This window comes from Saccharomonospora xinjiangensis XJ-54 (assembly GCF_000258175.1).
Classification (GTDB): Bacteria; Actinomycetota; Actinomycetes; order Mycobacteriales; family Pseudonocardiaceae; genus Saccharomonospora; species Saccharomonospora xinjiangensis.
Genome location: NZ_JH636049.1, coordinates 1841529 through 1860713, shown reverse-complemented (window position 1 = coordinate 1860713; position 19185 = coordinate 1841529). Strand labels below are relative to the sequence as shown.

Below are 19185 nucleotides of genomic sequence, written 5' to 3'. Positions count from 1 at the left end.
CGAACGCGAAGGAAGCCCCCGATCCACTGTGGTGGGTCGGGGGCTTCTTCGTCGGTACCCGCATCCCGGCTGTCAGCGCCGCACGTTCTCGACTGGTTCCGCGCCGGGGATCCGTTCGAGCAGACCGAGGACTGCGTCGAGCATCTTCGGCAGGGCCTCGGGGATGATGCGGTGTGGCATCGTGGCGTACAACAATCCCGCTTCGAAGGTCAGCACGAACGGGAGAGCACCCGCGTTTTCGACCAGGTACTCGAGGGCTTCCCGGTTGAACATGCGGTTCGCGGCGGCCGGATCGTGCGCGAACACGGCGTACTGGCTGTTGCCGGGTTCCGGGAGCCATAACCGCTGCCATTCACCCTGGCGTTCGGCCACGGTCACCGGCGGCTCTTTGATCACCGCGGTGCCCTCGGTGAGTACGTCGCCTGGCTTGAGCGGCCGTCCGAGGAAGTCGGTGTAGAGACGGCGAGCGAGTTTCACCGGCGGGAGCGCAGCGGTGGTCACTTCGATGCGGCACTCGTGGCGGGTCACGGCTCCGTTGGAGCCGCGTCTTTCCATTGATGCTTCGGTCACCCGAAGCCGCCACGCTCCGCGTTCGAAATCGAGCGCGATCTCGAATCGGGGGCGCCGCACTGTGCCCAGCCAGTTGATGAAGCCTCCGGTGAAATTCCTGAACGGCCGGAGCAGCTCTGCCGACCATGCCGTCGCGTTCTCAGCATGGGAGATCGTGCCCCCGAGGCGTGCGGCGAGTGCGGTGAGCGCTTCGACGTGCTCGCGTTGTTCCTTGCGCGCACTATGCCACTGCCACCAGAAAAGCAGGCCGATTCCTAGTGCCATGGCCCCCAGCAGCGGTGAGAGATCGATCCAGATTTCCATCGGTCAGATCTCCAGATCGTTCCTGGTCTCCTGCAGGGACTGATCGGTGCCGGTGTCGTCGTACTCCCCGGCCTTCTGATAGTTGCCGGCGTTGCGCAAGGGCTTATCGATACCCGCGTTCGTGCGAGTACCGAGCCCGAGTTGGGACACCGCAGTGTCGGACAGCGCGGTGAACATCGACTTGCCAAAACCCCCTTGCAACCGCTCGCCGAGCATGCCGTCCGTACCCCAAAGCTTGGTCAGCGGTGACTTCTTGCTGTCGAGGTTCATGTCCGCGAACACACCTGCAACCCGTTTCTGAACCATCGATCGTTGGAAGGCCGTGCGGACGTTGCCCAGACGGCTTGCCAGGTTGCGCAGGAACGCCAGGAACTTGTCCAGGAGCGTGCGCAGCTTGGCGATCACCTGCGAGACTCGGCTGCCGGTCGTGGCTACCCGCGCCGCCGTGGCCGCACCGGCCGCGGCGGTCGAAGCTCCGAAGCTGGGTGCCGCTGCTGCCAGAGCCGGGACCCAGATCATGACTAGCCACGTGATGAGCTCGGTGAGGATGGCTTTGACGAAGTCCTCGACAATCGTCATGATCATGCTGGAGATCTGCAACAGGCGTGCCACCTCACCGGCCTGGCCTGCCACACCGTCAATGCCGTTCGCGAACTCGCCCAGCTTCGTGCCCGCCACCTCGGAAGCGGGCCCACCCCAGCTTTGGATCGTGTTCTTCAGCTCTTCCTCGAACTGCTGCCTCAGCTTGGCCACGCCCTCGGCGATGGCGTTGAAGTTCTCCGCCGCCTGTGCCAGCGCGGGTCCGTCGCCACTGACGATGTGGATCGTGTCCTCGATCGGTTGGACCACACTGATCAAAAAGTTCAGTCCCTGCCCGACGAGCCAACCGATCGGGTCGGTCGCGATACCGAATGCGCTGGTGCCGAGCGATCCGATGAACGCGGCGCCCTCGGATGCCAGGCCGGACACCTCGGAGCCGTCGGCGCCGTCACTCAGCTTGCCCGCAGCTTCCTTGGTCTTGAGGTAGTTGCCGTAGAACGGGACGGCTTCCTGCGCCTTCTGACCAACGGTCTTCTCACCGGTGGTGATCGTGACGCCCCCGGCAGTGGTCTTCTCTTCCGCCACTGGATTCCTTGCCTATCGGTTGTCGATTTCGATCTTGAAGCCGTCCAGCAGTTCTTTCATGGCCTCTTCGTTCTGCTGGTAACCATCCGCGGCTGCCTTGAACTTGTCCGAACCCGACTGCAGGCCCTCCTGAAGAAGCATGAACGTCTCGTTCAGGTCTTCGAGGAGCTCGGTGTACCGCGACTTGACGATCAATCCGATGACGCCCCAAGACTTGTCACCGACATCGGCCTGGTTGACGAGCCCCGCTATCTGGCTCGCGGTGTCCTTGTGGCCCGCCAGCTTGTCTCCGTACCGGCGAAGTTCGTCGCTGTCCACAGTGAGCCTGCCCATGTGCCCTCCTCCTCCATGTCGAGAACGAGGATTCATGATTCCACCGCCGCGCGGTTCTCGTGGCGAGATCGGAGAAACCTCGGTGGCGCTCAAGCGTCCGCGCTGTGGTTCACGCTTGTGCGGCACCGAGGTCCGCAACGAAAATCAGTCCATGATCACACCTGACACCAAGGACTGGACGTGGGTGCTGGAGCGGCCCTGCGCGGAGTGCGGTTTCGACCCGGGTGCAGTCGGCTGGAAAGACGTTCCCGCGCTGATCCGCGCCAACGCGGCCTCGTGGTGTGAGGTGCTGAACTCCGGTGAGCGGCTGCGGACCCGCCCTCGCCCCGACCGATGGTCGGTGCTGGAGTACGCCTGCCATGTGCGCGACGTACTCCAGCTGCTCGACGAACGCCTCCTCCTGATGCTCGCCGACGACGACCCGACCTACCCCGCCTGGCACCAGGACCAGGCCGCCATCGATGGCCGCTACAACGAGCAGGACCCCTCGACCGTCGCGACCGACCTGAGCATCGCCGCCGAGCGGGCGGCGACCCGCCTCGACCAGCTGCCCGGCGACGCGGCCCACCGGACGGGACGACGTTCGGACGGCACCCGGTTCACGGTGGAAAGCCTCGGCAGGTATTTCGCGCACGACTTCGTCCACCACCTCCACGACGTCGGCGCACCGGCCGCGTGCCGGTGAGGGTCGCTCGGGCGCCTCACATGTCGAGCAACTCGCGAGTCTCGTCAGGTGTGGCGCCCGACCCGATACCGCCCTTGCCGGAGGCGTCCTTGAGGCCCTTGGTGTGATCGACGAGCTTGCCGGTGTGGTCGATGATGGTCTTGCCGGCCTGCACGCCGTTCGCCGGAGCGCCGCTCGGGTCGATGCCCATCGTGGACTTCGCGATCTGCGAGGCGCCCGCCTTGAGCGACTCCGTCACCGCGGTCCTCATCGCGCCGCCGCGTCCGGCCTCGGCCACCGTTTCCAGTACGTTCGCGCCGTAGTTCTTGGGCGTGACGCCGAGTTTCTCGCCGAGCGACACCATCGTGGAGCCGAACTTCCTGAAGAACTCCAGGATCTTCTCAAGCAGAGTGCCGAGCTTGCCCATCTTGCTCGTCGCCCGCGAGAACGTGCTCGCCGCCTTCGCCACCGACGCCGTCATCGCCGCCGCGACCGAGGAACCGAGGCTCACCACGGACGACGCCAGCGCGGGAACCCAGATCCAGATCAGCCACGTGACGAACTCCGTGATGATCGCCTTGACGACCTCCTCGACGATCGTCATGAGCATCGACGACGTTGCGAGGATCTCCGCGACACCGCCTGCGCTGGTGGCCACACCTTCAATGCCCTTGGCGAAGTCAGCGAGCGCTTTGCGGGCCGTGTCACTGGCCTCGCCGTGCCATTCCGCCAGCGCCTCGTCGGCCACCCGCACGAACTCGCCCGCATACTCGACGAGCCCGTTGCCGATCGCCGCGAAGTCGCCGGAAGCGGTGCTCAACGCGGGGCCGTCTCCTGACACCATGTGCAGCGCGTCCTGAAGCGGCGTCACCAGGTGCAGCACGATGTTGAGCCCGTTGCTCACCAGCCAGCCCACGGGGTCGAGCACCGCCATGCCCGCTTCCATCGCGCATTCGGCCGCGAAACTCGCGGTGTCGGTGATGACGTCACCCGCGTGCAGCATCACATCCGCGACGTCAGGGTCCTCGGGCAGTCCCTTCCAGATGTTGGTGACCGTCTCGTAGCCCTTGACGGCCTGCTTGGCGACGGGCACCTTCTTGGCGAGGTCGAGCGCGTTGTCGCCGAACGACTTCTCCGCGTCCCCTTTCAGCTCGACCGATCCCGCGACGTCGGTGACCTCGATCGTCATGTGAGTCCTTCCTCAGGCGCCTGCGGGGCGAGCTTCGTCAACCTTGTCGATCTCGACCTCGTAGCCGCCGAGCTGGATCGCGCCGTTGTCGTCGTTGCTCGCGTACAGCTCGGCCGCGGTGCTGAACTTCTCACCGAGCACGGTGAGGCCGTCCCGCATGCGGGCGAGCAGGTCGTTCAACTGCCCGAGGGCCTCGGTGTAGGAGCTTTTCGTGGCGAGCCCGACCAACCCCCACGACTCGTCCCCGACATCCGCCCGCTCGACCAGACTCTCGAAAGTCTCGGCCTGCGAACCGAAATCGTCGAGCGCGTCGCGGTAGCCGCGCAACGCCTCCACCTGCACACTGAAGCCGTCGGCCATGGTTCTCCTCGGACGGTTCCCCCGGACATATCGGTCCTTTGACCGTGAACGGCCCCTTGCGGTTCCCTCAACGCAGGTGCTGTGGCAGGACTTTGAGTAATTCGATGAGCAAGTCCGCTGTGGACAGAATGTTGGCCGCCGTCAGCCGTTCGCCGGGCCGCGCGTTCGTCCGCAGAGTCCCGTGTTCGAGCACGATCGGGCGAAACCACGACCCCAGCCGGTCGGCGAGCCATTGCAGCGTCTCGGGGCTGACGGCGGAACCCGCGAAGTCCGCGTCCGGCGAGGCGACGACCAGCTTCCTGTGCTGCCGCCCCACGGCGAGTTCCGGCACGATCTGTGAACGAAGCTCCAGGTTCTGCACAGCCAGCAGTTCGGGCCCGATCCACAACCGAGGGCATCGTGCGGCTGGAACCTCCACAACGGACTCGTAGGTAAGTGCGCTGCTGTTGGTGCCGCCGGGCGACTGCTTCCGGGCGCGCTTCTCGAAGGCCACCACCGGTGTGCTGCCGCGCACGAACTCGACGGCATAGTCGAACGGCTGGGGAAACTCACCCCGGCCTTCGGTGGGGAAGTACCCGAACGACGGCCTCCCGCTGCCGTTCGAGTACTCGATCCCACCGGCACCGCGCGCGAACTCAGCCCGCTCCACCAGTAGATTCGCCGTCTCCTTCCGCCGCGAACGAGCCGTGGCCACCAGCACCACGACAGCACCGGCCACGAGAAGCGGGATCACGACGGACAAGGTGGTCATCGACGAGGCTTTCCGTTAGCGGGCTGACGCGGCAAGTACAGCACGGCGGTGTGCGCTCAGCCACGGCCTGCCGTGGGCCGCACCTTGCTCACGAGCAGGTCGAGATCCGCCAGCAGCCGCCGCTTCGTCAGACGTTGGCATGGCCGCTTCATAGAGAGGAGCCCGTGGCCCGCGAGAAAACCGTGCGGCGGGGGCGGTTGATTCTTGGTCTGCTTCTCCCAGGTCAGAAAGGCGGGGTAGAGCGCTTTCCTCAGGTCGTTGACCGCAGCGCCGCGATGGCTGGTGAAGCGGCCGTCGTACGGCTGTGGCGTCGTCGCCAGCGCCACCACGTAGTGGTACTTCCAGCGATTGCGGACAGTCAGAAAACCGATGTTCTGAGGCCGATAGCGCCATTGCCGCGCATGGAAGACGAAACCCTCGATGTCGCCGAGCAACTCGAAGACGGTGCCCGGCGGCGGGGAACGGTCCCAGTCGGCTTCCTCGGGATTGGTGTTGTCACCGAAGTAGCCGATATCCCTTTCCCCATGCCGGAAAAGCCAGTTGCGTTCACGCGCGAGCGCCTCCGCGCCGAACGTGCCGAACCACACGACCATAGCACTTTGCCATGCCCACCAGCTCAACCCGAAGCCGACGCCCGCGAGGACGACCCAGCCGAGGGGGTGTTCCGGCGCGAGAATTGCCCAATCCATTCGGCACACCTCGTTTCTCGACAACTCGGCAGGGCCGATCGGGACCGGCCCGCCGCACCTCGTCCGCTACTACAGATCCAGCTGCCGCGAGGTCTGTGAGGTGGATTGATCCTCGCCGATCTCGCCGTACTCGACACCCGAGCCGATGCTTTCGGCATGGCCCGCCCAGCTGTCCACACCGAGATGCTCGTTGAGACTGTCCTTCGCCACCCCGCGCATCGACTCTCGAAACCCGGCCTCGACCCGCTGGCCGATCATGCCGTTCTGTTCGTGGTGCAATCGCTGAGCCCAGGTACCCCTGCCCGGCCCGTTGTCGATGGCATCGGTGGCTTCTCGCACGACGTTCCTCTTGTGCTCCATCGCCTCCCGGACCGTCCTGCCCTGTTTCGCCAGCCAGTCACGCAGCTTGCCGAGAACTTCCTTGATCTTGTCGAGCAGTTTGCGCAGCCAGTTCACCTGCTTCGTGGCCCTGCTCGTGGTCTGTGTGGCGCGGACGGCGGTGGCGGCGCCTGCCGCGGCAGTCGAACCGCCGAAGGTGACAGCCGAGGCGGCGAGAGCGGGAATCCAAATCATCAATAGCCACGTGATGAGTTCGGTGAGGAGCGCCATGATGAACTCCTCGATCACCTTCATGATGATGCTGGACAACTGCAACAACCTCGCGATGTTGCCGGCTTCACCGGCGACACCGCGGATTCCTACGGCGAACGCCGCCAGTTTCTCGGCGGCGGCATCCGCGGCAGGCCCATGCCAGCTCGCCAGGAATTCGTCGGCTTCACTCGCGAACTGCTCCCCGAAATCGTTGAGCCCCTGCCCGATCGCGCCGAAGTTCTCCGCCGCACGCTCCAGCGAACCCCCGTCACCTGTAACGAGCTGAATGAGATCCTGTAGCGGCTGGCAGATGGCGAGGAGGAATTCAAGGCCCTGACCGACCAGTGTGCCGATCGGGTCGAGCAGAAATTCGCCTGCCATGTCCGCGCAACTTGAGATGAAGTCGGCGCCGGAACCGAACAGAGTCTCCACGTCCCCGGTCGAGAAGCCGTCGGAAACGGCTTTCACCGCCTCGGTCACCGGCGAGGAGAGCGGAATCGCCTCGATGACTTCTTCGCCGTACGTCGGTTCTTCCTTGATTTCGATATCGCCGAGTGGATCGCTCATCGTCGTAGTCCCCCAAAGTCCGTCGAGAAAGAACTTGTCACGTGGCCTTACCGGTTTCGTTCACGGTGTTGAGCTGGGAGAGGATCTCCTTGAGCCTGCGCTGGCTCTCCTGCTCGGCCGTCCGGTAACGTTCAGCGGCGTTCTTTATCTTGTCCGAACCTGATTGCAGACCGTTCCGCAGTTCGTCGAGCAGACTGTTGAAGTCGCCAAGCATGTCCGTGTATTGACCTTTGACGAGAAGCCCGACGACGCCCCACGATTCATCGCTCACGTCGGACTCCTCGACCATGCCCTTCACCCGCTCTACAGCGGACATGTGTCCCGTGAGTTTCCGCGAATAGCTGTCCAGGTGTTCGGGCGTGACGCTGTATCCGCTCATGATCCCCCGTTCTGCGTGTACGTGACGGCGTCCGCTGTGGACAAATCTGCTCCGTCGTTCTCCTTACGCGGACGGCGAAGGGCGAAGTAGAGAACGACTCCACCGCCCGCGAGCGTCCCACCCGCGATGCCGAGTTCGAGCCACCCCGCATCAGGGGAGGGTTCGAACACCTCCCTGTGTGGCAACAGCGGCGCCCTCCGTCCTGTTACCACGTCACCGCGCTGGGGCGGCGGCGTGCCGTCCGGCCAAGGTTGTTCGGTGATTCTGTGCTGTTCCTCTTCGACGAAGTAGTAGCCATCGACATGGATGCCGGGGTAGTGGTGGCTGCGCCGTTGACCGCGATGGTTCCTCGACGATTTGACGACCCCGTCCTTGACGGCGGTGACGTGCACGTCGATCGGCTGCGCGAAGTTCAGCTGGAACGCAAGGCCGTTGATCAGCATGTCGAGGCCGACGACGAAGAGACAGCCCGCGAACAGCGCGCCCAGCACCCTGCCGGGCGCGGAGGCCTTCTTGTTCTCTCTGCGGGCGCGGGCCAATGTCGTCACCGCGAGCCCGATCACGATCGGCACGACCACGACCATGAGGACGATCGTCATGAACCCCCAGAACCCGACCGACTCGGCGATCCACAGGACGCTGATCGCGATGCCGATGATCCAGGCGAGCACCTGGAGCGTCGTGCCGGTTCGGTATCGAGGGTCGGAGGACGGATCCCCCTCGGCCACGGTGGCTGTCTCGGGAGGCTGCCACTGCGATGCGGGGAGGCCGGGTGGGTGATGCGGCGGCTGTGTGGGGTGCCCAGGTTGCGGCAGTGGTGCCGGTGCTGCCGTGGGCCAGCCCTGCGGGGCAGGTTGGAGTGGTGCCTGGTGCTGTGGTGCCGGTGCTGCCGGGCCTCCCCATTTCTGCGCCTGCTGCTGCGGGGCGGCGAACTGGTGAGGCGGCGCGGCACCCCACTCCTGGGGCCGCACTTCCTGGATGCCGGGCACATGCGCGGCATCCCTTCGCGCCCGCCTGCGCAGAGCCGAGCCCCCCGCACCGAGTGCGATGACGATGCCGAAACCGATCACGATGATCGCGGGCAGCACTTCGTCGAATGTCATGATCCCCCTTGCCGTTCACGCCGCCCGAGCTCTCGGAGGGCGCGAACCGTACGTGCTGGCGGCGCGCCTCAGCGATGGTCGTCGTCGTTGAAGAGGTTCTGCAGGAAGTCGTCGCCCGCTGAGCCTCCACCCGACACCGGCGGAGGGGCGCTCTGCTGAGCGTCGTCGCCGTCGAGGAAGTCCTGATGGGAGTAGTCCTCGTGGTACTCCTCCTCGGGGCGCGGGCGTGGCTGCCTCGCGGGCCGTTCCTGCTCCAGCCGTTCCCTCAGCTCGTCGGTGGACGTGCCGAACAGTTGCGCCTGCGTCTCAAGCACCTGGTCGGTGATCCCCATCCCGGCCACGTGATCATCGACGATCCCGGCCTGCTTGCGTGCCGCCTCGGCAACAGCCTGCTGGATGGTCGCCATCAACTCCGAGGCCAGCACCTGCGGCCGCTGGGCGAGGGCCTGGTCGGTCAGATGAATGTCCTTGATCGCGCCACCCGGACCTGCCACGACAGTCACACTGCGGTCGGCGTTCGCAGCCGTGGCCTCGACAGCCGCGATCTCATGCTGCATCTGTCCAACGTTCGCGAGCTGGTCGTCAACCCGCTTCATTTTTGCCTGGAACTGCTCGAACTGTGCGACGAGCCGCTCGAACTCCGCTGACACCCCGGTCCTCCGTCATTACCTCAGCCCATGGTTGGGCACAATGCGTGAGCAATCATGGACCAGAAGTGCCCTCGGCGTGGCCGGTTCTGGCCGATTGGGCGGAAGTCACTCGGCGGCCCCAAAGACCGGGATTCTCACCTGGTCCGGCCAGGTCAGGTAGACTGTGGGAACAGAAGCCACCCGTCCTGGCTCACGTTGGTCATCGGTGGTGATAGGCCACCCCCGATGTGGTAGCCGTGAATGTGGGCGGGTATCTTTGACGACCGTGCCCGGCAGGCTGTCGGGCCCTCCGTGTGCCTTCAGGTCGCGGCTGGGCGTTGTGGCGCCCTCCCGCGGTCGAGTCAGGCGGAGTTCCACGGCAATCCCGATGGGAAGTTGAGGGGTCGTTTCTCGATCCTGAGACGGGCCGACACGCCCGACCGCGGGTACCGGGGAGACAACGTAGAGCTAGGTAGACGCAACAGAAGGCTGGTCCATTGCCCACGATCCAGCAGCTGGTCCGTAAGGGCCGCCAGGACAAGGCTGCCAAGCAGAAGACGGCGGCGCTCAAGGGAAGCCCGCAGCGTCGTGGTGTGTGCACGCGCGTGTACACGACCACGCCCAAGAAGCCGAACTCGGCCCTGCGCAAGGTCGCCCGCGTGAAGCTGAGCAACGGCATCGAAGTCACGGCCTACATTCCCGGTGAGGGTCACAACCTTCAAGAGCACTCGATGGTGCTCGTCCGTGGCGGCCGTGTGAAGGACTTGCCGGGTGTTCGCTACAAGATCATCCGCGGTTCGCTCGACACGCAGGGCGTGAAGAACCGCAAGCAGGCGCGCAGTCGGTACGGCGCGAAGAAGGAGAAGAGCTAATGCCCCGCAAGGGTCCGGCCCCGAAGCGGCCGCTGATCGCTGATCCGGTGTACCAGTCTCCGCTTGTCACCCAGCTGGTGAACAAGGTGCTGCAGGACGGCAAGCGCTCCATCGCGGAGCGCATCGTCTACGGCGCACTGGAGGGCGCGCGCGAGAAGACCGGCACCGACCCGGTCGTCACCCTGAAGCGCGCACTCGACAACGTTCGGCCCACCCTCGAGGTGAAGAGCCGGCGTGTCGGTGGTGCCACCTACCAGGTCCCGATCGAGGTCAAGCCCGGTCGCTCGACCACCCTTGCGCTGCGTTGGATCACCACGTACGCCCGCCAGCGTCGTGAGAAGACCATGATCGAACGCCTGCAGAACGAGCTGCTCGACGCGAGCAACGGCCTCGGGGCCAGCGTGAAGCGCCGCGAGGACACCCACAAGATGGCTGAGTCCAACAAGGCCTTCGCTCACTACCGCTGGTGAGCCGTACAGCAGTGAACTTTAGGCAACACCGTCGGCCCGGTCCGATTGACGGCGCCAATGCCGGGTTCCACGTTTGAGACAGGGGAACATTCAAGTGGCACGTGAAGTGCTGACCGACCTCAGCAAGGTCCGCAACATCGGCATCATGGCCCACATCGACGCCGGTAAGACCACGACCACCGAGCGGATCCTGTTCTACACCGGGATCAACTACAAGATCGGTGAGACCCACGACGGCTCGGCGACGATGGACTGGATGGAGGAGGAGCAGAAGCGGGGTATCACCATCACCTCGGCTGCCACCACCACCTTCTGGAACGACAACCAGATCAACATCGTTGACACGCCCGGCCACGTTGACTTCACTGTCGAGGTGGAGCGCAACCTGCGCGTTCTCGACGGCGCCGTGGCCGTCTTCGACGGCAAGGAAGGCGTCGAGCCGCAGTCTGAGCAGGTGTGGCGCCAGGCCGACAAGTACGACGTTCCGCGTATCTGCTTCGTCAACAAGATGGACAAGCTCGGCGCGGACTTCTATTTCACGGTCGGCACCATCGAGGAGCGACTCGGCGCCAAGCCGCTGGTGATCCAGCTGCCCATCGGCGCGGAGAGCGACTTCCAGGGTGTCGTCGATCTCGTCCGCATGAAGGCGCTGACCTGGCGCGGCGAGGTCAAGAAGGGCGAGGACTACGAGGTCGAGGACATCCCGGCCGACCTCGCCGACAAGGCAGCCGAGTACCGCGAGAAGCTCATCGAGACGGTCGCCGAGGCCGACGACGAGCTGATGGAGCGCTACCTCGGTGGTGAGGAGCTGACGGAGGACGAGATCAAGTCCGGCATCCGCAAGCTCACCATCGCCCGCGAGGCGTTCCCCGTGCTGGCGGGTTCGGCGTTCAAGAACAAGGGCGTGCAGCCCATGCTGGACGCGGTGATCGACTACCTGCCGTCGCCGCTGGACATGCCGCCGGTCGAGGGCACGCTGCTCGACGGCACCACGCAGGCGTCGCGCAAGCCGTCCATCGACGAGCCGTTCGCCGCGCTCGTCTCCAAGATTGCGGTGCACCCGTTCTTCGGCAAGCTCACCTACATCAGGGTCTACTCCGGCAAAGTCGCTTCCGGTACGGCGGTCGTCAACGCGACCAAGGAGCGCAAAGAGCGCATCGGGAAGCTCTTCCAGATGCACTCCAACAAGGAGAACCCGGTCGATGAGGCCCAGGCCGGTCACATCTACGCCGTGCAGGGGCTGAAGGACACCACCACGGGTGACACGCTCGCCGACCCGCAGAACCCGATCGTTCTCGAGTCGATGACGTTCCCCGAGCCGGTCATCAAGGTGGCCATCGAGCCGAAGACGAAGGCCGACCAGGAAAAACTGTCCGCCGCGATCCAGAAGCTCGCGGAGGAGGACCCGACCTTCCGGGTCAGCCAGGACGAGGACACCGGCCAGACGATCATCGAGGGTATGGGTGAGCTCCACCTCGAGGTGCTCGTCAACCGCATGAAGTCCGACTTCAAGGTCGAGGCCAACATCGGTAAGCCGCAGGTGTCCTACCGCGAGACGATCCGCAAGACGGTGGACAAGCTCGAGTACACCCACAAGAAGCAGACCGGTGGTTCGGGTCAGTTCGCCAGGGTGATCATCAAGCTGGAGCCGCTCGACACCGCCTCGGCGGAGGGTGCGCTCTACGAGTTCGACAACAAGGTCACCGGTGGTCGCGTGCCGAGGGAGTACATCCCCTCGGTGGACGCGGGTGCGCAGGACGCCATGCAGTACGGCGTGCTGGCGGGTTACCCGCTCGTCGGCCTGAAGGTCACCCTGCTCGACGGCGCGTACCACGAGGTTGACTCTTCGGAGATGGCCTTCAAGATCGCCGGTTCGATGGCCCTCAAGGAGGCCGCGAGGAAGGCGAATCCGGTACTGCTGGAGCCGATGATGGCGGTCGAGGTGACCACGCCCGAGGACTACATGGGTGACGTCATCGGGGACCTGAACTCCCGTCGTGGCCAGATTCAGGCCATGGACGAGAGGGCCGGTACGCGCGTCGTCAAGGCGCTCGTGCCGCTGTCGGAGATGTTCGGGTACGTGGGCGACCTTCGGTCGAAGACTCAGGGTCGCGCCAACTACACGATGGTCTTCGACTCCTACGCGGAAGTTCCGTCGAACGTCGCGAAGGAGATCATCGCGAAGGCGACGGGGGAGTGAGCATCGCGTGTTCACGCGGAGCGGAGCGAGCCCGGAGTCGAGCAGTGGTTATCGCGAAGGCGACGGGGGAGTGAGCATCGCGTGTTGACGCGGAGCGGAGCGAGCCCGGAGTCGAGCAGTGGTTATCGCGAAGGCGACGGGGGAGTGAGCATCGCGTGTTGACGCGGAGCGGAGCGAGCCCGGAGCCGAGCCAGGGCTAGCGCGAAGGCGACGGGGGAGTAACCACCCGGAGCACCCAAACGCGGGCGCGAAAGGGGCCTTCCCCTGAGGTCCGCACAACCGAGCAGAACGAATCGCCGGTCGGCAGCCACGCCGGTCGGCAGCAAGAAAGTCCAGGAGGACATTCCAGTGGCGAAGGCGAAGTTCGAGCGGAGCAAGCCGCACGTCAACATCGGGACCATCGGTCACGTTGACCACGGCAAGACCACCCTGACCGCGGCGATCACCAAGGTGCTGCACGACAAGTACCCCGAGCTGAACGAGTCGCGCGCGTTCGACCAGATCGACAACGCGCCCGAGGAGAAGCAGCGCGGCATTACGATCAACATCTCGCACGTCGAGTACCAGACGGAGAAGCGCCACTACGCGCACGTCGATGCTCCGGGCCACGCCGACTACATCAAGAACATGATCACCGGTGCGGCTCAGATGGACGGCGCGATCCTCGTGGTCGCCGCGACCGACGGCCCGATGCCGCAGACCCGTGAGCACGTGCTGCTCGCCCGTCAGGTCGGCGTGCCCTACATCGTGGTGGCGTTGAACAAGTCCGACATGGTGGACGACGAGGAGATCCTCGAGCTCGTCGAGATGGAGGTCCGTGAGCTGCTCAGCTCGCAGGAGTTCCCCGGCGACGACGCTCCGGTGGTTCGCGTGTCCGGCCTCAAGGCGCTCGAGGGCGACGAGAAGTGGGCCGAGAGCATCGTCGAGCTGATGAACGCTGTTGACGAGAACGTTCCGGACCCGGAGCGCGAGATCGACAAGCCGTTCCTGATGCCGATCGAGGACGTCTTCACGATCACCGGTCGCGGTACGGTCGTCACCGGCCGTATCGAGCGTGGCGAGATCAAGCTGAACGAAGAGGTCGAGATCGTCGGTATCCGGCCCGAGTCGCGCAAGACCACGGTCACGAGCATCGAGATGTTCAACAAGATGCTCGACTACGGCCAGGCCGGTGACAACGCCGCCCTGCTGCTGCGTGGTATCAAGCGTGAGGACGTTGAGCGCGGCCAGGTGGTGACCAAGCCCGGCACCACCACCCCGCACACGGAGTTCGAGGGCTCGGTGTACATCCTGTCCAAGGACGAGGGTGGTCGGCACACGCCGTTCTTCAACAACTACCGTCCGCAGTTCTACTTCCGCACCACCGACGTGACCGGCGTCGTGACCCTCCCCGAGGGCACCGAGATGGTCATGCCCGGTGACAACACCGAGATCAAGGTGCAGCTGATTCAGCCGATCGCCATGGACGAGGGTCTGCGGTTCGCCATCCGTGAGGGTGGCCGCACCGTTGGCGCCGGCCAGGTCACCAAGATCATCAAGTAAGGCACCCACCCCGGGTGCGGATGCCATGCGGTGATGTGGCATCCTACTAGGGTTGCTCGACGCGGGGCGGCCGATTTCGCAAGGACATATGGCTCCCGAGAAATCGGCCGCCCCGCCGTGAGCGCCCCGGGCTCGCAGTTCGGCGAGTCAGGAGTTGTCGGCCTGATGGCCGGTGCTCCGCGGAGCAAGAAGACCTAGCGGCACGACATCGATTCCTGCGGGATCGGTCTGAGCAGTGGGTGCGACACGCCCGACCGCGTGGACCGGGAGCAGGGCGCTGACGTGCGGTAACAGCGGTACGAGACGATTCCTCGACCGTCCGACGTCCCCCGAGGGGAGGCGCCTCGACGATCGAGGGCAGGCCGGAATGGCCGGCCCGAGGAGTCGATGTCGGGCCGGTCGAGGACGAGACGGTAAGGAACCATGGCGGGACAGAAGATCCGCATCAGGCTCAAGGCCTACGACCACGAGGCGATCGACGCCAGCGCGCGCAAGATCGTCGAGACGGTGACGCGCACCGGCGCCTCGGTCGTCGGACCTGTGCCGCTGCCCACCGAGAAGAACGTTTACTGCGTCATCCGCTCGCCGCACAAGTACAAGGACTCGCGCGAGCACTTCGAGATGCGCACGCACAAGCGTCTGATCGACATCCTCGACCCGACGCCGAAGACGGTTGACGCGCTCATGCGCATCGACCTTCCGGCGAGCGTCGACGTCAACATCCAGTAAGCGTTGGTCGAGCGGCGGAGATAGAGACTCATGTCTGACAGGCAAGTGAAGGGCATTCTGGGCACCAAGCTCGGCATGACCCAGGTCTTCGACGAGAACAACCGGGTCGTCCCGGTGACCGTCGTCAAGGCTGGGCCGAACGTGGTGACCCAGGTGCGCAACAAGGACAAGGACGGCTACTCGGCCGTGCAGCTGGCCTTCGGCGCCATCGACCCGCGCAGGGTCAACAAGCCGAAGACCGGGCACTTCGAGAAGGCCGGTGTGACCCCCCGGCGTTACGTCGCCGAGCTCCGCACGGCCGACGCGGACGCGTACGAGGTCGGCCAGGAGATCACCGCCGAGGTGTTCGCCGACGGCACCGTCGTCGATGTCACCGGCACCACCAAGGGCAAGGGCTACGCCGGTGTCATGAAGCGTCACGGCTTCCGGGGACAGGGCGCGAGCCACGGTAACCAGGCCAAGCACCGTGCTCCCGGTTCGATCGGTGGCTGCGCGACCCCCGGCCGCGTGTTCAAGGGCATGCGCATGGCGGGCCGCATGGGCAACAGCCGGGTGACGACCCAGGGTCTGACCGTCCACTCGGTTCGCGCCGAGGACGGTCTTCTTCTGATCAAGGGCGCGGTTCCCGGTCCCAAGGGTGGCCTGGTGTTCGTGCGTAGCGCCGCGAAGGGTGGTGTGACCGAGTGACCGCGACGATCGAGCTGAAGAGCCCGGCTGGCGAGTCGAAGGGCACCGTCGAGCTTCCGGCCGAGATCTTCGACGTGCAGGCGAACATTCCGCTGATGCACCAGGTCGTGGTCGCTCAGCTGGCGGCGGCTCGCCAGGGCACCCACGACACGAAGACTCGGGGCGAGGTTCGCGGTGGTGGCCGCAAGCCGTACCGCCAGAAGGGCACCGGCCGAGCCCGCCAGGGTTCGGTCCGTGCGCCGCAGTTCACCGGTGGTGGAACCGTGCACGGCCCCACGCCGAGGGACTACACCCAGCGCACCCCGAAGAAGATGAAGGCCGCCGCGCTTCGTGGCGCCCTTTCCGACCGTGCCCGTGCGGGCCAGGTCCACGTCATCACCGAACTGGTGAGCGCCGAGAAGCCGTCCACCAAGGCGGCGAAGGCTGCTCTTGCCGCGGTGACGCAGGCGAAGCGCGTGCTGGTGGTGCTGCACAGGGACGACGAGGTGGGTACCTACTCCGCGCGGAACCTGCCGAACGTGCACCTCATCACGCCTGACCAGCTCAACACGTACGACGTGCTGGTCAACGACGACGTGGTGTTCACGAAGGCCGCGTTCGACGCCTTCCTCGCCGGTCCGGTGAAGCGCAAGGCCGCCGAGGTGGCGAGCGAGGCTGAAGGGAGTGACGAGCAGTGAGCTCCGTGGCGATCCCCGACCCGCGTGACGTCCTGATCGCGCCGGTGATCTCCGAGAAGTCCTACGGGCTGCTCGACGACCACAAGTACACGTTCCTGGTTCGCCCGGACGCCAACAAGACCGAGATCAAGATCGCGGTCGAGAAGGTCTTCGGTGTGAAGGTCATCAGCGTGAACACGTTGAACCGGCAGGGCAAGCGCAAGCGCACCCGCTTCGGTTACGGCAAGCGCAAGGACACCAAGCGCGCCATCGTGACGCTGTCGGCCGAGAGCAAGCCGATCGAGATCTTCGGCGGACCAGCCGCGTAAGGGACTGAGACGACATGGGCATCCGCAAGTACAAGCCAACGACCCCGGGGCGCCGGGGCTCCTCGGTCTCCGACTTCGCCGAGATCACGCGGTCGGAGCCGGAGAAGTCGCTGCTGAAGCCGTTGCACGGCCGTGGAGGCCGTAACTCGGCAGGCCGGATCACCACCCGGCACAAGGGTGGCGGTCACAAGCGTGCGTACCGGGTCATCGACTTCCGGCGGCACGACAAGGACGGCGTCCCGGCCAAGGTCGCGCACATCGAGTACGACCCCAACCGCAGCGCCCGCATCGCGCTCCTGCACTACGCCGACGGCGAGAAGCGTTACATCATCGCGCCGGACAAGCTGAAGCAGGGCGACCGGATCGAGAACGGCCCCAAGGCCGACATCAAGCCCGGCAACAACCTGCCGCTGCGCAACATCCCGGTCGGCACCGTCGTGCACGCGATCGAGCTCCGGCCCGGTGGCGGCGCCAAGATCGCCAGGTCGGCGGGGGCGCGGGTTCAGCTCGTCGCCAAGGACGGTCCGTACGCCCAGCTGCGGATGCCCTCGGGCGAGATCCGCAACGTGGACGTTCGCAACCGCGCCACGGTCGGCGAGGTCGGCAACTCCGAGCACTCCAACATCAACTGGGGTAAAGCGGGCCGGAACCGTTGGCGCGGAAAGCGTCCGACGGTCCGTGGTGTCGTCATGAACCCGGTTGACCACCCGCACGGTGGTGGTGAGGGTCGCACCTCGGGTGGTCGTCACCCGGTGAACCCGAACGGTAAGCCGGAGGGCAGGACCCGTCGCCGCAAGCCGAGCGACAAGTTGATCGTCCGCCGCAGGCGCACCGGCAAGAAGCGCTGAGTAGGGAGGTAGCCACAGATGCCACGTAGCCTGAAGAAGGGCCCGTTCGTGGACGACCACCTGCTCAAGAAGGTGGACGTGCTCAACGAGTCGGGCAAGAAGACAGTCATCAAGACCTGGTCCCGCCGTTCCACGATCATCCCGGACATGCTTGGTCACACCATCGCGGTGCACGACGGCCGTAAGCACGTCCCGGTGTTCGTCACGGAGGCCATGGTCGGTCACAAGCTGGGCGAGTTCGCCCCGACGCGGACCTTCAAGGGCCACGTCAAGGAAGACCGCAAGTCGCGCCGCCGCTGAGCGCGCACCGAGAAGGGGAAGCAGTGATGAACGCGCGTAATGACGCGATGGTCGAGGCAGAAGAACTGCCTACGGCCTTCGCGCGAGCTCGCTTCGTCCGGGACTCGCCGACCAAGGTGCGCCGGGTGATCGAGCTGATCAAGGGTCGTAACGCGAACGAGGCACTCGCCGTGCTCCGGTTCGCGCCTCAGGCGGCCAGCGACTCCGTGGCCAAGGTGCTCGCCAGTGCCATGGCCAACGCGGAGAACAACCTCGACCTGGACCCGGACACGCTCTGGGTCAAGAACGCCTACGCCGACGAGGGCCCGACCCTCAAGCGCATCCGCCCGAGGGCGCAGGGGCGTGCGTACCGGATTCGCAAGCGCACCAGCCACATCACCGTGGAGGTCGAGTCGCGTCCGGCCGACAAGGCGAAGTCGAAGAGCAAGAAGAAGGCAGGTGGCCGGTAGTGGGCCAGAAAATCAACCCGCACGGCTTCCGGCTCGGGATCACCACGGACTGGAAGTCCCGCTGGTACGCCGACAAGCAGTACTCGGAGTACGTCGCCGAGGACGTCAAGATCCGTAAGCTCCTCTCCACCGGTATGGAGCGCGCCGGCATCTCCAAGGTAGAGATCGAGCGCACCCGTGACCGGGTCAGGGTCGATATCCACACCGCGCGTCCCGGCATTGTCATCGGTCGCCGTGGCGCCGAGGCCGACCGGATCCGCGGCGCGCTGGAGAAGCTCACCGGCAAGCAGGTGCAGCTGAACATCCTCGAGGTGAAGAACTCCGAGGCGGACGCTCAGCTCGTGGCGCAGGGCATCGCCGAGCAGCTCTCCAACCGCGTCGCCTTCCGGCGCGCGATGCGCAAGGCGATCCAGACCTCGATGCGTTCACCCCAGGTGAAGGGCATTCGCGTGCAGTGCAGCGGCAGGCTCGGCGGCGCCGAGATGTCCCGCTCCGAGCACTACCGCGACGGCCGGGTTCCCCTGCACACGCTCCGTGCCGACATCGACTACGGCTTCTTCGAGGCCCGCACGACGTTCGGCCGTATCGGCGTGAAGGTGTGGATCTACAAGGGTGACCTCATCGGCGGCCTGAAGGCGAAGCAGGAGCGGGAAGCGGCCGCAGCGGCCGAGCGCGCTCCGCGTCGTGAGCGTCCGTCGCGGCGGCGTTCCGGCGCTGCCGGTGGTGGGTCGAACGAGTCGAGCCGGGCCTCCGCGTCGCAGGGTGGCGCCAAGAGCGACACCGAGACCGCGGCAGGCCAGGCCCCGCAGGTGGCGGCGACCGACGCCACAGAGAAAACGGAGGGCTGAGG

The 19185-nt window shown here is 65.5% G+C and carries 24 protein-coding genes; 13 read left to right on the top strand and 11 right to left on the bottom strand.

Features of this window, described 5'->3' with window-relative positions; all coding sequences use genetic code 11:
* Window positions 1-72: 72 nt before the first annotated feature.
* Genes SACXIDRAFT_RS07935 through SACXIDRAFT_RS07925 form a run of 3 tightly spaced genes read right to left on the bottom strand, consistent with a single transcriptional unit; the run spans window position 73 to window position 2331 of the window.
* Window positions 73-873: a hypothetical protein gene (locus SACXIDRAFT_RS07935; protein WP_006238030.1), complete on the bottom strand. Its 801-nt coding sequence runs from the start codon at window positions 871-873 to the stop codon at window positions 73-75.
* 3 nt (window positions 874-876) lie between these two features.
* Window positions 877-1998 carry a hypothetical protein gene (locus SACXIDRAFT_RS07930; protein WP_006238029.1) on the bottom strand — a complete coding sequence of 374 codons (1122 nt, stop codon included), beginning with the start codon at window positions 1996-1998 and terminating at the stop codon, window positions 877-879.
* A gap of 12 nt (window positions 1999-2010) precedes the next feature.
* Window positions 2011-2331, bottom strand: a complete 321-nt coding sequence (locus tag SACXIDRAFT_RS07925; RefSeq protein WP_006238028.1) for a type VII secretion target — start codon at window positions 2329-2331, stop codon at window positions 2011-2013.
* Window positions 2332-2482: 151 nt separating this feature from the next.
* On the opposite strand from SACXIDRAFT_RS07925, the gene SACXIDRAFT_RS07920 reads away from it, so the two are divergent.
* Window positions 2483-3016, top strand: a complete 534-nt coding sequence (locus SACXIDRAFT_RS07920) for a DinB family protein (RefSeq protein WP_040922087.1) — start codon at window positions 2483-2485, stop codon at window positions 3014-3016.
* Between the two features lie 16 nt (window positions 3017-3032).
* Here SACXIDRAFT_RS07920 and SACXIDRAFT_RS07915 read toward each other — a convergent pair whose 3' ends face one another.
* The 8 genes from SACXIDRAFT_RS07915 to SACXIDRAFT_RS07880 form a co-directional block, all read right to left on the bottom strand.
* Complete coding sequence (locus tag SACXIDRAFT_RS07915; RefSeq protein ID WP_006238026.1) at window positions 3033-4184, bottom strand: hypothetical protein; 1152 nt, start codon at window positions 4182-4184, stop codon at window positions 3033-3035.
* A gap of 12 nt (window positions 4185-4196) precedes the next feature.
* A complete protein-coding gene (locus tag SACXIDRAFT_RS07910; protein ID WP_006238025.1) occupies window positions 4197-4544 on the bottom strand; it encodes a type VII secretion target in 348 nt (115 codons plus the stop codon).
* Window positions 4545-4611: 67 nt separating this feature from the next.
* A complete protein-coding gene (locus tag SACXIDRAFT_RS07905) occupies window positions 4612-5295 on the bottom strand; it encodes a hypothetical protein (protein WP_006238024.1) in 684 nt (227 codons plus the stop codon).
* Between the two features lie 56 nt (window positions 5296-5351).
* Window positions 5352-5984 (bottom strand): hypothetical protein, encoded by a 633-nt coding sequence (locus SACXIDRAFT_RS07900; RefSeq protein WP_006238023.1) that lies wholly within the window; start codon window positions 5982-5984, stop codon window positions 5352-5354.
* Between the two features lie 69 nt (window positions 5985-6053).
* Entirely contained in the window at window positions 6054-7142 is a 1089-nt protein-coding gene (locus tag SACXIDRAFT_RS07895) for a hypothetical protein (protein ID WP_006238022.1), read from the bottom strand.
* A 37-nt stretch (window positions 7143-7179) separates the two neighbouring features.
* Complete coding sequence (locus SACXIDRAFT_RS07890) at window positions 7180-7521, bottom strand: WXG100 family type VII secretion target (RefSeq protein ID WP_006238021.1); 342 nt, start codon at window positions 7519-7521, stop codon at window positions 7180-7182.
* Window positions 7518-8624: a hypothetical protein gene (locus SACXIDRAFT_RS07885; RefSeq protein ID WP_006238020.1), complete on the bottom strand. Its 1107-nt coding sequence runs from the start codon at window positions 8622-8624 to the stop codon at window positions 7518-7520. The genes SACXIDRAFT_RS07890 and SACXIDRAFT_RS07885 overlap by 4 nt, the downstream gene beginning before the upstream one ends.
* Before the next feature lie 68 nt (window positions 8625-8692).
* Window positions 8693-9274, bottom strand: a complete 582-nt coding sequence (locus SACXIDRAFT_RS07880; RefSeq protein WP_006238019.1) for a YbaB/EbfC family nucleoid-associated protein — start codon at window positions 9272-9274, stop codon at window positions 8693-8695.
* A 476-nt stretch (window positions 9275-9750) separates the two neighbouring features.
* Here SACXIDRAFT_RS07880 and rpsL point away from each other — a divergent pair, with 476 nt between their 5' ends.
* From rpsL to rpsC, 12 genes are all read left to right on the top strand, one after another.
* Window positions 9751-10125, top strand: coding sequence for a 30S ribosomal protein S12 (rpsL, locus tag SACXIDRAFT_RS07875; protein WP_005443238.1), 375 nt, complete (start codon window positions 9751-9753; stop codon window positions 10123-10125).
* A complete protein-coding gene (gene rpsG, locus SACXIDRAFT_RS07870) occupies window positions 10125-10595 on the top strand; it encodes a 30S ribosomal protein S7 (RefSeq protein WP_006238018.1) in 471 nt (156 codons plus the stop codon). The genes rpsL and rpsG overlap by 1 nt, the downstream gene beginning before the upstream one ends.
* Window positions 10596-10689: 94 nt before the next feature.
* Entirely contained in the window at window positions 10690-12795 is a 2106-nt protein-coding gene (gene fusA / locus SACXIDRAFT_RS07865) for an elongation factor G (protein WP_006238017.1), read from the top strand.
* A gap of 348 nt (window positions 12796-13143) precedes the next feature.
* Window positions 13144-14337 carry an elongation factor Tu gene (gene tuf / locus SACXIDRAFT_RS07860; RefSeq protein ID WP_006238016.1) on the top strand — a complete coding sequence of 398 codons (1194 nt, stop codon included), beginning with the start codon at window positions 13144-13146 and terminating at the stop codon, window positions 14335-14337.
* 423 nt (window positions 14338-14760) lie between these two features.
* On the top strand, window positions 14761-15066 hold the full coding sequence (rpsJ, locus tag SACXIDRAFT_RS07855; protein WP_003883485.1) for a 30S ribosomal protein S10: 306 nt from the start codon (window positions 14761-14763) through the stop codon (window positions 15064-15066).
* Window positions 15067-15096: 30 nt separating this feature from the next.
* Window positions 15097-15753: a 50S ribosomal protein L3 gene (gene rplC, locus SACXIDRAFT_RS07850; protein WP_006238010.1), complete on the top strand. Its 657-nt coding sequence runs from the start codon at window positions 15097-15099 to the stop codon at window positions 15751-15753.
* Window positions 15750-16430: a 50S ribosomal protein L4 gene (gene rplD / locus SACXIDRAFT_RS07845; protein ID WP_006238008.1), complete on the top strand. Its 681-nt coding sequence runs from the start codon at window positions 15750-15752 to the stop codon at window positions 16428-16430. The genes rplC and rplD overlap by 4 nt, the downstream gene beginning before the upstream one ends.
* Window positions 16427-16738 carry a 50S ribosomal protein L23 gene (rplW, locus tag SACXIDRAFT_RS07840; RefSeq protein ID WP_005453240.1) on the top strand — a complete coding sequence of 104 codons (312 nt, stop codon included), beginning with the start codon at window positions 16427-16429 and terminating at the stop codon, window positions 16736-16738. Before rplD ends, rplW begins: the two co-directional genes overlap by 4 nt.
* Window positions 16739-16752: 14 nt before the next feature.
* Window positions 16753-17586 carry a 50S ribosomal protein L2 gene (gene rplB, locus SACXIDRAFT_RS07835; RefSeq protein WP_006238007.1) on the top strand — a complete coding sequence of 278 codons (834 nt, stop codon included), beginning with the start codon at window positions 16753-16755 and terminating at the stop codon, window positions 17584-17586.
* A gap of 18 nt (window positions 17587-17604) precedes the next feature.
* Window positions 17605-17886: a 30S ribosomal protein S19 gene (rpsS, locus tag SACXIDRAFT_RS07830; RefSeq protein ID WP_006238006.1), complete on the top strand. Its 282-nt coding sequence runs from the start codon at window positions 17605-17607 to the stop codon at window positions 17884-17886.
* A 26-nt stretch (window positions 17887-17912) separates the two neighbouring features.
* Window positions 17913-18335 (top strand): 50S ribosomal protein L22, encoded by a 423-nt coding sequence (gene rplV / locus SACXIDRAFT_RS07825; RefSeq protein ID WP_006238005.1) that lies wholly within the window; start codon window positions 17913-17915, stop codon window positions 18333-18335.
* The gene (gene rpsC / locus SACXIDRAFT_RS07820) at window positions 18335-19183 is read left to right on the top strand and encodes a 30S ribosomal protein S3 (RefSeq protein ID WP_006238004.1); all 849 of its coding nucleotides are present in this window, start codon (window positions 18335-18337) and stop codon (window positions 19181-19183) included. The genes rplV and rpsC overlap by 1 nt, the downstream gene beginning before the upstream one ends.
* Window positions 19184-19185 lie beyond the last annotated feature (2 nt).